This is a genomic window from Shinella yambaruensis (assembly GCF_050859155.1).
GTDB classification, from domain to species: domain Bacteria; phylum Pseudomonadota; class Alphaproteobacteria; order Rhizobiales; family Rhizobiaceae; genus Shinella; species Shinella yambaruensis.
Genome location: NZ_CP150640.1, coordinates 368,921 through 383,362 on the forward strand (window position 1 = coordinate 368,921; position 14,442 = coordinate 383,362).

Genomic DNA, 14,442 nt, shown 5'->3' on the forward strand with positions numbered 1-14,442 from the left:
GCGCCCCCTCCGCTTGTCCCGGTTCGATGCGAGGCGCTCACCACGAATATTTCAGGCTCGCGGTGATGGCACGGCCCGCGCCGTAGTTGCAGCTTCCGCCGGTACTGTTGAGGCAATGGGAGACGTACTCCTTGTCGAACAGGTTGGTGATGTTGACCCGAAGCTTCGTGCCGGAAAAGTCCTTGTCGATGGCGCCGAAATCGTATTCCGCGCCGATATCGACAAGCGCCCGGCCGGGAATGCGCAGCTCCGCCTTGTAGGTGCTGTCCGTCTGGTAGGAGGACATGGCCCGCACGCCCCCGGTGAGCGTCAGCCCGTCGGCGAAGGCCGGCCGATAGCTGAGCCAGACGCTGCCCTGATGCTCGGGCAGGCGCAACACCTCACGGCCGAGCTCGACGGGATTGTTGGACTTCAGCACTTCCGAATGGGAATAGGCATAGGCGGCGAGAAGGTCGAGCTCTGGCGTCAGCTCGTACTTGCCCTCGATCTCCAGACCCCGCACCCGCTGCCGGCCCGATTGCACGTCGAACAGGATATCGGCCGGGTCCGGCGTCAGGGCATTGTCGAGCGTCAGGTCGAAGAGCGAGGCGGTGATCATGCCGCGGCCGCCCGGGGGCTCGTATTTCAGGCCGATCTCATACTGCCCGGCCGTCTGCGCCCGGAAGGGATTGCCGTCCCGATCCGTGCCGAGCGTCGGCAGGAACGAAGTGGCGTAGCTGGCATAGGGCGCAAGACCGTTGTCGAAGAGATAGGTGAGGCCAGCGCGCCAGGTCAGCTCCCGGTTCCGTGTCGTCACGGCCGGCGTGCCGGCAAGGCGGTTCGTGCTGTCGATCTCGGACAGGTCGTAGCGCAGGCCGAAGGTGCCCACCCAGTTGTCGTAGCGGATCTGATCCTGCATGTAGAAACCGATCTGCTGCTGCTCCTGCAGGCCGGAGCGCTGGATGGCCGGCACGGGGATGTCCACCTCGCCGTAGCGCGGGTCGAAGAGGTCGAGCGGCGGAACACCGGCAATGGCATTGCCGAAATTGGTGGAGGACGTCGCCTTCAGGTAATCGAGGCCGAAGAGCATCGTGTGGTCGAGCGCGCCCGTATCGAAGCGGGCTTCGAGCTGCGTGTCGACATTGAAGGCCGAGACTCGGTCGTCGGAGATCGCCGAGGCGCGATTGAGCGTGTGCCCGTCCGGCTGCCAGGCGAAGGCCGGGTTGACGAGGACGAGGAACATGTTCTGGTCGGAGCGGCTGTAGCGCAGGTTCTGCCGCACCGTGAAGGTCTCGTTGAACTCATGCTCGAATTCATAGCCGAGGGCATAGAAATCCCGGTCGAAGACATCCGCATTGGGATCGCCGAGATAGATGTCGCGCGGCACGCGTGCGGTCGGATTGTCGATCAGCGTGCCGACGGCGGGGTAGAAGCGCGGGCTGAAGGTCGGGCGGTCCTTCTTGTAGTAGCCATAGAGCGTGAGCGTGGTCTGGTCGGTGGGCGACCAGGTGAGGCTCGGCGCCAGCATCAGCTGCTTCTCCCGTTCCCTGTCGACCTGGCTGCCCATGTTCTTGCCGAGCGCGACGAGGCGGTAGAGCCAGTCGCCGTCCTCGGTCAGCGGGCCGGTCATGTCGAGCGTCGCCTGCACGCCGCCGTGCGAGGAGGTCTGGAGGCCCACCTCGTTGTGCGCCGTCGCCTGCGGGCGCTTGCTCACCTGGTTGATGAGGCCGCCCGGCACGGTGCTGCCGTAGAGCACGGAGGCTGGCCCCTTGATGACGTCGATGCGTTCCAGCGCGAAGGCATTGACGCTCGGCGTCGCATAGTTGCTCGGGTCGCCCGGCAGAATGAGCCCGTCGAGCCACATCGTGCCATAGGCGTTGAAGCCGCGGATATAGAGCCAGTCGTAGCGGATGTCGTAGCCGTTCGGATCCGGATGCACGCCCGGCGTATAGCGCAGCGCCTCGGCGACCGTGTTCACGCCCTGCGCATCCATCTGGTCGCGCGTGACGACGCTGACCGCCTGCGGCGTTTCGAGCAGGGACGTGTCCGTCTTGGAGGCGCTGAGGCTGCGCTTTGCGACGATGCCCTGGTCCGGCCCCTTCGGGTTGTCCTCGCCGCCCTCGACGGTGATCGTCTGGAGCGCCGTCGCGCCGGCCTCCTGCGCCTGTGCCGGGCCGGCAAGCCCCGCCAGCGCCACGGTCGCGGCCAGCCACAGGCGCCTGCGCCAGATCGCGCGCCCCGCCTTCTCCGTTGCTCCCGTCACCGTCTCTTCTGCCAATCTCATGATCGCGGTCCCACCGTCCGATAGCCTTTTCCTAAACTTGACCTCGTAAATCAAGTTAAGCTATCTCTAGGGCAACACTTGCACGACGGACAATGTCGGCACCTTTGCGCACCGCGCAGATGCCTTTGCGCACCGGCAAATCTCCGCGCGGTGCCGGAATTCGATCACCAATCTCGGGTCATCCTGCGCAATGCCGGTGACCGGAACAGTGAAGGACAGGGGATGGCGGCCGCACCTGGCAACGCCGGAAACGAGGGCAAGGGGGGCCGCGTGCGCGTGCGCGATTTCCTGCGCCACGAGGGCATCGCCTTCGACAGCCCCGACGACCGGCTTTCGCCCGACGACACGCTGATGAAGGGTAAGTTCCTGCACAGGGAGCTGCGCCGCGGCCTCGTCCTGCATGTCAGCGACGCGATCGAGGAGCGGGCCTTCACGGCCACCTCGCTCCTGCCGGAGGAGCTTTCCTGCATCTTCTTCCTGGAAGGCAGCGTCGATCTTTCGATCGGCGACCGCCGGTTTGCCTTCCAGGCGGACCGCAGCACGGTGCGCGGCGTGGCGATCATGAATGCCTGCCCGGAAAATTTCGAACGCGCCTCGCGCGGCGGCCAGCACCTGCGCCATCTCGTGGTCTCCGCAACGCCGGAATGGCTGCACCGCGACGCGCTGGAAGCCGTGGCGGATACGACGGGCGGCGCGCGGCTGCTGCGCGATCACCTCAGCGAGCACCGCTGGACGCTGACGCCGCGCATGATGGAGCTGGTGCGGCAGATCTTCAGCCCCTCGCCGCTCATTCCCGAACTGCGCGACCTCTATCTCGAAGGCCGCGCCGTCGAGCTCGTGGCGGAGACGATGGCGGCTGTGCTGCAGGCCGACCGGCGCGGGGCGGGCGGCACGCTGCTGAGCCGGCAAGACGCGATCTGCCTCGGCCGCGCCCGGGACTTCATCGCGGCCCGCGCCACCGAAGCGCTGAGCGTGGAAACGATCGCGCGCGAGGCCGGCATCAGCGCGAGCGGCCTGCAACGCCTGTTCCGCGTCGCGGAAAACCGCAGCGTCTTCGACTATGTGCGCAATATCCGGCTAGAGCGCGCCTTTGCCGCCCTCGACCGGGAAAACGTCACCGTGCAGGAGGCGAGCGCGATCGCCGGCTATACCAGCGCCGCCAATTTCGCCACCGCCTTCCGCCGCCGCTTCGGCATCGTGCCGACGGCCGTGCGCAAAGCCGATCCGCGCTGACAGGCTGCCGTCAAAGGCCGAGATCGCGCGCAAGCTTCTCCATGTCGCCAAGATAGCGCTGCAGGCGCGCGGAATTGTCCGGAAGCTCCGGACGCGCCGCCGCCCAGCCGATATAGGTGAGCGCGCGCAGCAGCAGGAACAGCGGCAAGTGCCGGAACTCCGCTTCCGCCTGCGGCCGGACGGCGGCATATCCCTCCAGCAGGGCCGCACGCAATCGCGGATAGTCGGGTTCGTGCCGGTTGCGCAGCAGCGCGGTGGCCAGATCGAACAGCCGGAAGCCGAAGCCGCAATCGTCGAAATCGATGAAGGCGACGGCGCCTCCCGCCACGAGGACATTTTCGCGGACCAGGTCGGCATGGATCAGGCCGTAGTCCAGCCCCGGCGCCAGCGCCGAAAGCCGCGGCAGGAGGCGGGCGCGCAGGCGCGCCAGGTCGTCCCGCTGCACCGGCGTGATGACCGGGCAATCCCAGAACCGGCCCCAGAAGGGCGCTTCGCCCAGCAAGCCCTCGACATCCCAGGCCGGGCGCTCGAACCCGGCCGGCCGCACGAAGGCATCGGCCGCATCGTGCAGGCGCGCCATCTCCCGGCCGATGGCGCCAAAGAGCGCCGGCAAATCCCGGCCGCCCCGGGGAAGCGGAGCGCCCGTATCGCCGAGTGGCTCGCCCTCCATCCAGTCGATCAGGTCGGCATAATGTGGTTCGCCCGGCGCCGGAGATGGCAAGGCGGCAAGCAGGCTGCCGTCCGGCGCGGCGATCGGCAGCGGCACGGCGATGCCCTTTTCGCGCAACGCCGCCATGAAGGCGAGTTCCGAGGCGAGCGCCGCCGGCGAATGATAGGCCGGGCGGTGCAGCCGCAAGGCCGCCGGCCGGCCGTCGTGCAGGCGAACCTTGAAGACCGCGTTCTCGCGGTATTTCAAGAGTTCGGGCACCTGGTCCGGCAGGTTCCAGTGAAGAAGGGCGCCCGCCGCCCGGGCCGTCAGGGCCGCGATCATGTCGTCCATCGCGTCACAGCCCGCTCAGCACGTCGTCGAGCACCGCCAGCATCAGGTCGGCATTCTCCCGGGAAAAGGGCATGGGCGGGCGGATCTTTGTGGCGTTCTGGTGAATGCCGAGCTTGCCCATCAGGACGCCGCGCTCGCGCATGCCGTTGATCACCCGCGTGGCGATGTCCGAGGCCGGCGTCTTTTTCTGCCGGTCGAGCACCAGTTCCGCGCCGAAGAACAGGCCGCTGCCGCGCACATTGCCGATCAGCCCATGCTTGTCCGCCAGCTTCTGCAGCCCCTCGCGGGCATGGGCGCCGACATGAAGCGCGTTCTCCTGCAGCTTCTCCTCCTCAAGCACGTCGAGAACGGCCATGGCCGCCGCGCAGGAGACCGGATTGCCGCCGAAGGTGTTGAAATAGCGGAACGCCTTGCGGAAGGCATTCAGCGTTTCGGATGCCGCCACGACGCCGCCGACCGGATGGCCGTTGCCCATCGGCTTGCCGAGGGTGACGATATCGGGAAGGATGCCGGCCTTCTGATGGCCCCAGAAATGCGCGCCGGTGCGGCCGAAACCGGGCTGAACCTCGTCGCAGATGACAAGGCCGCCGGCCTTCCTGACAGCCGCGACGGCGGGCGCGAGGAAATCCGCCGGCAGGTCCGGAAAACCCTCATTGGCGAAGAAGGGGTCGATGATCAGCGCGGAGAAGCCGAAGGGGCTTTCCTGCAGCGCGGCGATCGCCGCCTCCACCGTGGCGGCCCAGGCCTCGGCGAAGGCCTCGCCGCCCTCTCCCCCAAGCGGACGATAGGCATCCGGCGCCGGCACATGGCGTACATGCCCACCATAACCGCCGACCGGCGGCATGCGCGTCGAGAGCTGCGAGACCGCCGTCGTGTTGCCGTGATAGGTGAAGTCGGTGGCGATGACGCCCGTCCGGCCGGTCACCGCCTGCGCCATGCGCAGGGCCACGTCGTTGGCCTCGCTGCCGGTGCAGGTGAGGATCGCCGTGTCGAGGCTCCTGTCGAAGGTCGCCGTCAGCCGCTCGACATAGTCGAGAATGCCCTCGTGCAGGTAGCGTGTATGGGTGTTGAGTATCGACGCCTGCCGGCAGATCGCCTCGACCACCCGCGGATGGCAATGGCCGACATGCGGCACATTGTTGTAGCAGTCGAGATACCGTCGCCCGTCCGCATCCCACAGCCAGACGCCCTCGCCCCTCACCAGATGCACCGGGTCATCGTAGAAGAGCGACATGTTGCGGCCGAGCAGCCGCTCGCGGCGGACGCGCAGGGCCTGCACATCGGTCATGGCGACACCCCTCTCTGCGCCGTCGACAGTCCCGCATCCAGCGCCGAGACGATCTTCTGCACATCGGCCGCCGTGATGACGAGCGGCGGCGAGATGATGACATTGGCGCCCGACGTGCGGACCATCACGCCCTCGTCATAGGCGGCATCATAGACCTTCTGCACCACGTCCCTGGCGGCCGCGCTCTTCGTCCGGCGGTCGGAGACGAGCTCCAGCGCCGCCATCAGCCCCTTGCCGCGCACGTCGCCGACCAGTTCGTGCTTCGCCTTCAGGCCTTCCAGCCCGGCGATCAGCTCGGCGCCGCGCGCGGCGGCATTGGCGGCTGTGTCGATCCGGGCGGTTTCCTTCAGCGTCGCCAGCGCCGCCGCCGCGCCGACCGGATGGCCGGAATAGGTGTAGCCGTGGCCGATGGTCCCGAAGGAATCCCTGTTGGCTTCGAAGACACCGGCGACCTTGTCCGCGATCATCACCGCGCCGAAGGGGAAGTAGCCGTTGGTGATCGCCTTGGCGGTGGTCATCATGTCGGGCTTGACGCCAAAGCCGCGCGAACCGGTCCAGGCCCCGGTGCGGCCGAAGGCGGTGATGACCTCGTCGGCGATGAGGAGGATACCGTGCCTGTCGCAGATCGCGCGCATCAGCGGCATGAAGGTCTCGTGCGGCACGATGACGCCGCCGGCGCCGAGCACCGGCTCCATGATGAAGGCGGCGATGGTGTCGGCGCCCTGGAAGGCGATCTCGTCCTCGAACTGGCGGGCGATCGCCTGGGCGATCTCCGCCGGATCGGCCGTGTTGAAGGGGTTGCGATAGGGATAGGGCGCGGCAAGGTGGAAGACGCCGGGCAGCAGCGGCTCGTAGTTGCGGCGGAAATTGGCATTGCCATTGACCGAGGCGCCGCCGAAATGCGTGCCGTGGTAGCCCTTCTTCAGCGCCACGAACTTGGTGCGCTCCGGCTGGCCGTTGATCTTGTGGAACTGGCGGGCGAGCCGCAGCGCCGTCTCGACGGAATCCGAGCCGCCCGAGGTGAAGAAGGCCCGGGTGAGCCCGTCCTCCCTGAAGAACGCCGCCAGTTCATAGGACAGTTCGATCAGCGGCGAATTGGTGGTGCCGCGGAAGGTGGAATAATAGGGCAGCTCGTCGAGCTGGTCGCGGATCGCCTTCTTCACCGGCTCGCAGGAATAGCCGAGGTTGACGTTCCACAGGCCGCCGACGGCATCCAGCACCGTCTTGCCATGGATATCCACCACCGAAACGCCCTCGCCCGCATTGATGATGCGCGGGGGCTTGGCCTGCATTTCCGCCGGATGCGCCATGGGATGCCAGAGATGACGGGCATTGTTCTCGATCAGGAAGTTGGAATCGCGCATGGGATATCCTTTCAAAGTCCAAGCATGTTCAGCGCCTGCGCATAACTTTCCGCAGGCCGCGTCACGTCGAAATGCACATGGGGAAGGCCGACGGCCGCCGCGCCCTCGATGTTCTTCTTCTGGTCGTCGACGAAGACGCAGTCGGCACGGCTGAGAGCGAGTTCCGCCAGCACCTGTTCATAGGCGCGCGGATCGGGCTTCAGGATCTTCGTGTATGTCGCATCGACGATGACGTCGAAAAGGTCGATCAGCGGGAAGCGCCTGCGGAAGCTCTCGCCGTAGAAGAGGTCGAGCTCGTTGGAGAGGATGGCGAGCTTCAGCCCGGCTTCGCTGGCTTTCAGGATCGCGTCGCGCGCCTCGGGGCGCAGGACGAGTTCGGGATCGGCCCCGCGCGCCCGCTGCACGAAGGTCTTCATGTCCGTCCAATCCTCGCCGAGCAGCGCGCCGACCTCCCGCGTGCGCATCATCCAGTAGTCGCGCTCGGTGATTTCTCGCGCCTGCATCGACTGCCAGAGCGGATCGCTGGCCGGGTCGAAGGGACCACGCCAGGTCAGCGTGCCGGCCGGCAGGCCGAGCGCCCGCTCGGTGATGTCATGCGTTTCGAACAGCGTGCGGGTGACGACGCCGCCAAAATCAAGGATCAATGCCCGCTTGGCCTCCGTCATGCCGCCTGTCCCTTCTCGACGATGCCTTCGGCCACCCAGCGGTCGAAGATTTCCAGCGCTCTTTCGGCAAAGTCCGGGGCGTTGATATGCGCGTCGACCTCCTCGAAGGCGACGGAGGCCGGCACGGCCCGGCGCATCTCGTCGAGGAAGGCCTCCAGCGCGTCCGGTTCGTGCAGCGGCTCGCCCTCCCGGTCCCATTCCTGGATGCCCTTCGTCGGCAGCAGAAAGGCGACGGGGGCGCTCGCCCTCTCCAGCTTGGCGGCGACGACGCGGGCGACCGCACGGCGCTCGTCGGGCGGGACGGTGACGGAGGCGATCAGCCGGTTGTGCGCATGATAGGGCCGGCCGACGAAGCGGTCCGGCGTCTCCTGCCAGGCGGGCATGTCAACCATGTCGACCGCGCCAGGCGCGACGATCTGCGGAATGCCGGCGCGGCCGGCATTTTCCAAACGGTCCGGCCCGGAGACGGCGACAGAGCCGTTCTGCGCATTGGTCACTTCCTGGATGCAGAAATCGAAGACGGCGGCAAAGCCCCGCTGCGCCGCCACCGCCTCATAGGCGCGCCCGCCCATGCCGGTGGAATGGAACACGGCGACGTCGTAGCCGCGCCGCTCCAGCTCCGGCTTCAGCAGCTTCATGTAGCTGAGGCAGGAGGAGCCGAGCGAGGTCATGCCCACCAGCGGGCGCTGGCGGCCGGGCCGCTCGCAGGCCTTGGCTGCGCCCACGACCGCGCCCGAAGCCTGCGACAGCACCGCCCGGCAGATCGGGTTGAGGCCGTAGAGCCCGCCGGCCCACAGGATCATCATCAGGTCGGGCGCGATGCGCTCCGGCGGCAGGAGATGGGAATAGGCGATGGTGGAGACGATGAACTTCGGCACGCCGAGCGGCAGCACGGCGGCGACGTCGAGGGCGAGGTCCGTGCCGAGCGAGCCGCCGAGCGCGATCATGCCGTCCATCTCTCCCGCGTCCGAAAGCCGGCGCACCAGCGCCGCGGCGCCCTTTGCCATCAGCGCCATGGCGGTGTTCTCGTCGCCGCTGCCGGTGATCGCCTCCATGGTGGTGCCGGCCGCGGCGGCGATGTCGTGCTTGGAATGGTCCGGCACATAGGGCGGGTCGCCGAGCACGCTGACATCGACCAGAACGGGAACGCCCCCGGCCTTGCCGATGACATCAGCCATGAACAGGAGCTCCTCGCTCTTGGTATCACCGGTGCCGATCACCAGAATATGAGGCAGACGGGCGCTCGCGCTCATCGACCATTCCTCCTCGATACGAACAGCGGAACAAATCGCCTGACCTGCCCCGAAGGTGCATCCGGCCGGCGCAAGGCCTGGCATGCCGTCTCGCTGCCAAGACGGTCTCCCGCCGGAGGATAGCGGGCCGGCCCGGTCCGCGTCAGCTCCATCTCGATATCCGGTGTGGACAAAGGGCCCCGCGGCATCCGGGCCATGTCGTCGACGTGCATTTCCGTTCTCCTCCCGCTAAGTCCGGCTCCGCCCGCAGCAGCTCTTCGGGTGTCGCGACCAATATACTTAACATGCGAATTAACTTGACAGGAAGTGCCGCCGCTTGCAAGTCTATATTTGAAGCATTGGTTCATATATTGAACCATAAAATAAGTTTTCCCGTCGCAACCGCGGCGCTCGCAGCCGCATCGACAGATGCTCCGTCGCGGGCTTGACAGGCACCAAAAATTTATTAACGCGTTAAATACATTCGTGCGGATACCCTGAGGAAACCGCGCACGGCAAGCTCGGATTGCAGGCCCCTTCACGGGCCTTGCAAATCGATGGACGAACACCGAGAACTGCGTAGCGCCAGACAGGAGCAAGAGATGGACAGCGAAGAATTCCGCAAGTGGTCGCGAACGGCCGCCGACTGGGGCGCCGACTACCGCGCGGGCCTGCGCGACCGGCCGGTGCGCGCGCAGACGAAGCCGGGCGATATCGCCCGGCAGATCGCCAGTGCAGCCCCGGAAGACGGCGAGGCGATGGAGGCGATCTTCGCGGATTTCGAGCGCATCATTCCCGATGGCCTCACCCATTGGCAGCATCCGCGCTTCTTCGCCTATTTCCCGGCCAATGCCGCCCCCGTTTCGGTGATTGCCGACTATCTCGTCACCTCCGTCGCCGCCCAGTGCATGCTATGGCAGACCTCGCCGGCCGCCACCGAGCTCGAGACGCGGGTGGTCGACTGGCTGCGCCAGGCGCTCGGCCTGCCGGACGGCTTTTCCGGCGTCATCCAGGATTCCGCCTCCACCGCGACGCTCGCCGCCGTGCTGGTCATGCGCGAGAAGGCGCTCGGCTGGAAAGGCAACAGCGAGGGGCTGGCGGCGCACGGGGCGGTGCGCGTCTATGCGTCGAAGCAGGTGCACACCTCCATCGACCGGGCGATCTGGATTGCCGGCATCGGCGAAGCGAACCTCGTGCGCATCCCGACCAAGGGCCCCCTCAACGGCATGGACCCCGAGGCGCTCGACGCCGCGATCCGCGCGGACCGTGCCGCCGGCCATATCCCGGCCGGCGTCATCGCCTGCACCGGCGGTACCTCCATCGGCGCCTGCGACCCGATCCGCGATGTTGCTGGCATCGCCAAGGCGCATGGGCTCTACCTGCATGTCGATGCCGCCTGGGCGGGCTCGGCCATGATCTGCCCCGAATTCCGCGAGCTCTGGGAGGGCGTCGAGGCGGCCGATTCCATCGTCTTCAACCCACACAAATGGCTCGGCGCCAATTTCGACTGCTCGGTACAGTTCATCCGCAGCCCGGAAGACCAGGTCCGCACGCTGGCCATCCAGCCGGAATACCTGAAGACGCACGGCCATGACGGCATCATCAACTATTCCGAATGGTCCGTGCCGCTCGGCCGCCGCTTCCGCGCGCTGAAACTGTGGTTCCTGCTGCGCTACCACGGCCTCGAAGGGCTGCGCACGATGATCCGCAATCACGTCGCCTGGTCGAGGGAACTGGCGGAGCGTCTTGCCGGCGAGCCGGATTTCGAGATCGTCAGCGAGCCGGTGCTCTCGCTCTTCTCCTTCCGCCACAAGGGCGGCGCGGAGGCCGACCGGCACAATATCGCCCTCGTCAACGCCATCAACGACGATGGCCGCATCTACCTGACACAGACCCGCGTCGACGACCGCATCGCCATCCGCTTCCAGGCCGGCCAGTTCGAGATGACCCTCGACGACGCGGACACCGCCTTCACGGTCGTCACGGAAATCGCCCGCTCGCTGGAAGATGCCCAGGACCGATCGACATTCAGTTCAGGCCGTGGCGAAAATGGTGGTTTTCCGCGACCCGGAGCGCAGCGTACTGAACGTATGTGAGCACCGGAAGCGCGGAAAAGCGCCATTTGCAGACCGGCATGGATTGAATGTCGATCGGTCCTAGAGTTGGATCCAGGCCGTCTTCAGGTCGAGATACTTGTCCAGCGCGTGCAGGGACTTGTCGTGCCCGTTGCCGGACTGGCGAACGCCGCCGAGCGGCACGGTGTTGTCGGCCCCGCCATAGGTGTTGACATGCACGACGCCGGCGCGGATGCCGCGCACCATGCGATGCGCCCGTGACAGGTCGGCGGTCCACACGGCCGAGGCGAGGCCGTAATCCGTACCGTTGGCGATGCGCAAGGCCTCCTCCTCGCTGTCGAAGGGGATGATGGAGAGGATCGGCCCGAAAACCTCCTCGCGGGCGAGCGTCATGTCCGGCGTGACGTCGAAGACGGTGGGCTGCATGTAGAAGCCGCCGGTCTCGGCAAGGACACGTTTGCCGCCGGTGCGCAGCCTGGCGCCCTCGGAAAGCGCCTGTTCGGCAAAGCCTAGATTCTTGCCGAGCTGCGCCTCGCTGGAGACGGCGCCGGCCTCGGTGGTCAAAAGCAGCGGATCGCCGACCGTCATCGCGGCGGCGATCTCGGCCACCTTCTGCGAAAATTCCTCCGCAATGGAGCGCTCGACGAGCAGCCGCGAGCCGGCCACGCAGACCTGCCCCGAATTGCGGAAGATGCCATAGGCCGAGACCTTGGCCGCGCGGTCGAGGTCCGGCGCGTCGGCGAAGACGATATTCGGCGACTTGCCGCCGAGCTCCAGATAGACACGCTTCAGGTTGGAACGGGCGGAGTATTCGAGCAGGCGCCGGCCGACGGGGCCAGAGCCGGTGAAGACCAGCACGTCGATATCCGGATGCAGGCCCATCGCCTCCCCGGCCACCGCGCCACGGCCGGTCACGACGTTCAGCACGCCCTCCGGCAGCCCGGCCTCGGCGCAAAGTTCGGCAAGGCGCAGCAGCGTCAGCGAGGCGGCCTCCGCCGGCTTCAGCACGACGGAATTGCCGGCGGCGAGCGCCGGGGCAATCTTCCACGCGCCGATCATCAGCGGGAAATTCCACGGCACGATGGCACCGACGACGCCGACCGGCTCGCGGTGGACGAGGCCGAGGATGTCGCCGGCCGTCGGCGCGATCTCGCCATAGACCTTGTCGATCGCCTCGCCATAGTAGCGGAACGTGCCGGCGGCGCTGCCGGGTTCGGCCTTCAGCGCCATGGAAATCTCGGTGCCGTTGTCACGCACGCCGAGCACGGCGAGTTCCAGGGCATGTTTCTCGATCAGCTCGCCGATCCTCAGCAGCACCCGCTTGCGCGCGGCCGGCGCCGCCTTCGCCCAGCGGCCCCTTTCGAAGGCGGCGCGGGCGGCCTTCACCGCCCGGTCGACATCCTCCGCGCCGGCATCCGCGATGGTCGTCAGCCTGCGCCCGTCGATGGGCGAGACGACATCCAGCATCGCGCCCTCCGCCGGGTCCTGCCGGATGCCGTTTATGAACAGCGCCTGCGGCGCGACGGCGAGGTAGCGGAGCGCTTCGATCTTTTCCTGCATGGTCTTTCCTTCAAGGACGGGTGGCGCCGGAGCGCCACCCGGATTCTCACACTTCCCGGCGGACGCCGAGCCGGGCAAAGGCGCCGGCATCGCCCGCCTTCAGGCGCAGGGCGCACAGGAGGCCGATGATCGCGGCGATCAGCACGAGGCCCGGCAGGAACACCGCAAGCGCCCCCTCCGCACCGGCCAGCGCGCCGAAATTCGTGGCGATGTAGAAGACCAGCGCCAGGAGGATAAGGCCCGTCAGCACCGGCAGCACCGTCGTGACGATGCGGTTGCCTTCGAGGCCCGGATTGCGGCCGAAGAAGGCGACGATGGAGAAGGCGGTCAGCGCCATCAGCAGGATGATCGCCAGCGTACCGACATTGGTGAGCCAGGAGAACAGCGCCAGCACCGGATCCTGCCCCGTGAAGGCGAAGAGCGCGACGACGGCGACAGCAATGACCGTCTGCACGAGCGAGCCGGCATGCGGGCTCTGGAACACCGGATGGGTGACGCCGAGCGCCCTGGGCAGCAGGCCCTCGCGGCCGGCGACGTAGAGATAGCGGGCGACGCCGTTGTGGAAGGCGACGACGCCGGCAAAGAGGCTGGTGATGAAGAGGATGCTCATGATGGTGGTGATGCCGCCGCCGACATAGCGGTCCGCCAGGCCGAAGAGGAAGGTGGTCGGGTCGGCGAGGCCCTGGATTTCCGGCACCAGCTTGTCGACGCCCGCGCCGTTGACCATCAGCCAGGAGGTCAGCATGTAGAAGAGGCCGATGATCAGCACGGAGATGTAGGTGGCGCGCGGCACGGTCTTTTCCGGCTCGCGGGCCTCCTCGCTGTAGATGGTCGTCGCCTCGAAGCCGATGAAGGCGGCAAAGCAGAACAGGATGCCGATGGCCGGCGTGCCCGAGAAGAAGGCCGACGGCGTGAAGGGCGCGGCGGAAAGGCCGCTGTCGCCGCCCTTCACGAGGATGGCGGCGTCTATGACCAGCACGACGAGATATTCCAGCACGACGAGCACGGCGAGCACGCGGGCGGAAAAATCCACTCGCCGATAGCCGAAGACCGCGACGAGGGCTATGCCGATATATGTCCAGACCCACCAGGGCAGGTCGAGGCCGTAGCCGGCGAGGAAGCCGGCCGTGGCGGCGCCGAACAGGCCGAAGACGCCGATCTGCATGGCATTGTAGGCGAGGATGGCGACGAGCGCCGCGGCGCCGCCGGCAAGGCCGCCAAGGCCCTGCGCCGTATAGGCGTAGAAGGCACCGGCATTGCTGATATGCCGGGCCATGGCGACATAGCCGATAGCGAAGAGCAGCAGCACCGTCGTCACGAAGGCGAAGGTCAGCGGAATGCCCGGGCCGTTACCCAGCATCATCGACAGCGGCACGCCGCCGGCAACCGCCGTCAGCGGCGCGGCCGCCGAGACGACGAGGAATGTGACCGCCCCGACGCCGAGGCTGTTCTTGCGCAACTGGTTCGCGCCGCCGGGCGGCACGCTGTGTTCTGTCATGATCTTGCTCCCATCCTGGCGGCCCTCACGCGTCCGGCGGCCGCTTGTCCGATGCCGTGCCGAGGCGACGGCGGTTCCCACGAAACATTTTCCTTGAGGTTCATTATTTGAACCAGTATTTTAATTATAGATTTGCAAAAGCCAGTTCCGCCGTCAAGTTATTTCTCATGTTAAGTATCTCGATTGGTCGAGCGTGCGGAAACAGGAATGGCAGGCAGCAGGAACTGACCCTTGCGGGATGACAGACACAACGCCGCGGAGCGC

The 14,442-nt window shown here is 66.8% G+C and carries 10 protein-coding genes; 2 read left to right on the forward strand and 8 right to left on the reverse strand.

All coding sequences use genetic code 11. The features are described 5' to 3' along the window. Positions 1 to 37 precede the first annotated feature (37 nt). The gene (locus tag WMC41_RS27575; protein ID WP_432349468.1) at positions 38 to 2,263 is read right to left on the reverse strand and encodes a TonB-dependent siderophore receptor; all 2,226 of its coding nucleotides are present in this window, start codon (positions 2,261 to 2,263) and stop codon (positions 38 to 40) included. A 222-nt stretch (positions 2,264 to 2,485) separates the two neighbouring features. Here WMC41_RS27575 and WMC41_RS27580 point away from each other — a divergent pair, with 222 nt between their 5' ends. Continuing rightward, a complete protein-coding gene (locus WMC41_RS27580) occupies positions 2,486 to 3,496 on the forward strand; it encodes a helix-turn-helix transcriptional regulator (protein WP_432349469.1) in 1,011 nt (336 codons plus the stop codon). Positions 3,497 to 3,506: 10 nt separating this feature from the next. On the opposite strand, the gene WMC41_RS27585 is transcribed toward WMC41_RS27580, so the two are convergent. The 5 genes from WMC41_RS27585 to WMC41_RS27605 are packed head-to-tail and all read right to left on the reverse strand — an operon-like array spanning position 3,507 to position 9,066. Next, positions 3,507 to 4,496: a phosphotransferase enzyme family protein gene (locus WMC41_RS27585; protein WP_432349470.1), complete on the reverse strand. Its 990-nt coding sequence runs from the start codon at positions 4,494 to 4,496 to the stop codon at positions 3,507 to 3,509. A gap of 4 nt (positions 4,497 to 4,500) precedes the next feature. Next, entirely contained in the window at positions 4,501 to 5,784 is a 1,284-nt protein-coding gene (locus WMC41_RS27590; protein WP_432349471.1) for an aspartate aminotransferase family protein, read from the reverse strand. Further along, a complete protein-coding gene (locus WMC41_RS27595) occupies positions 5,781 to 7,148 on the reverse strand; it encodes an aspartate aminotransferase family protein (protein ID WP_432349472.1) in 1,368 nt (455 codons plus the stop codon). Before WMC41_RS27595 ends, WMC41_RS27590 begins: the two co-directional genes overlap by 4 nt. A gap of 11 nt (positions 7,149 to 7,159) precedes the next feature. Continuing rightward, positions 7,160 to 7,813, reverse strand: a complete 654-nt coding sequence (locus tag WMC41_RS27600; RefSeq protein ID WP_432349473.1) for an HAD family hydrolase — start codon at positions 7,811 to 7,813, stop codon at positions 7,160 to 7,162. Next, positions 7,810 to 9,066 (reverse strand): Tm-1-like ATP-binding domain-containing protein, encoded by a 1,257-nt coding sequence (locus tag WMC41_RS27605; RefSeq protein ID WP_432349474.1) that lies wholly within the window; start codon positions 9,064 to 9,066, stop codon positions 7,810 to 7,812. Before WMC41_RS27605 ends, WMC41_RS27600 begins: the two co-directional genes overlap by 4 nt. 581 nt (positions 9,067 to 9,647) lie before the next feature. Here WMC41_RS27605 and WMC41_RS27610 point away from each other — a divergent pair. After that, on the forward strand, positions 9,648 to 11,141 hold the full coding sequence (locus WMC41_RS27610; RefSeq protein ID WP_432349475.1) for a pyridoxal phosphate-dependent decarboxylase family protein: 1,494 nt from the start codon (positions 9,648 to 9,650) through the stop codon (positions 11,139 to 11,141). Between the two features lie 60 nt (positions 11,142 to 11,201). Here the strand turns inward: WMC41_RS27610 and WMC41_RS27615 are convergent, their stop codons facing one another. Both WMC41_RS27615 and WMC41_RS27620 read right to left on the reverse strand, forming a co-directional pair. Continuing rightward, positions 11,202 to 12,680, reverse strand: coding sequence for an aldehyde dehydrogenase (locus tag WMC41_RS27615; RefSeq protein WP_432349476.1), 1,479 nt, complete (start codon positions 12,678 to 12,680; stop codon positions 11,202 to 11,204). Between the two features lie 46 nt (positions 12,681 to 12,726). After that, a complete protein-coding gene (locus tag WMC41_RS27620; protein ID WP_432349477.1) occupies positions 12,727 to 14,178 on the reverse strand; it encodes an APC family permease in 1,452 nt (483 codons plus the stop codon). Between the last annotated feature and the right edge of the window lie 264 nt (positions 14,179 to 14,442).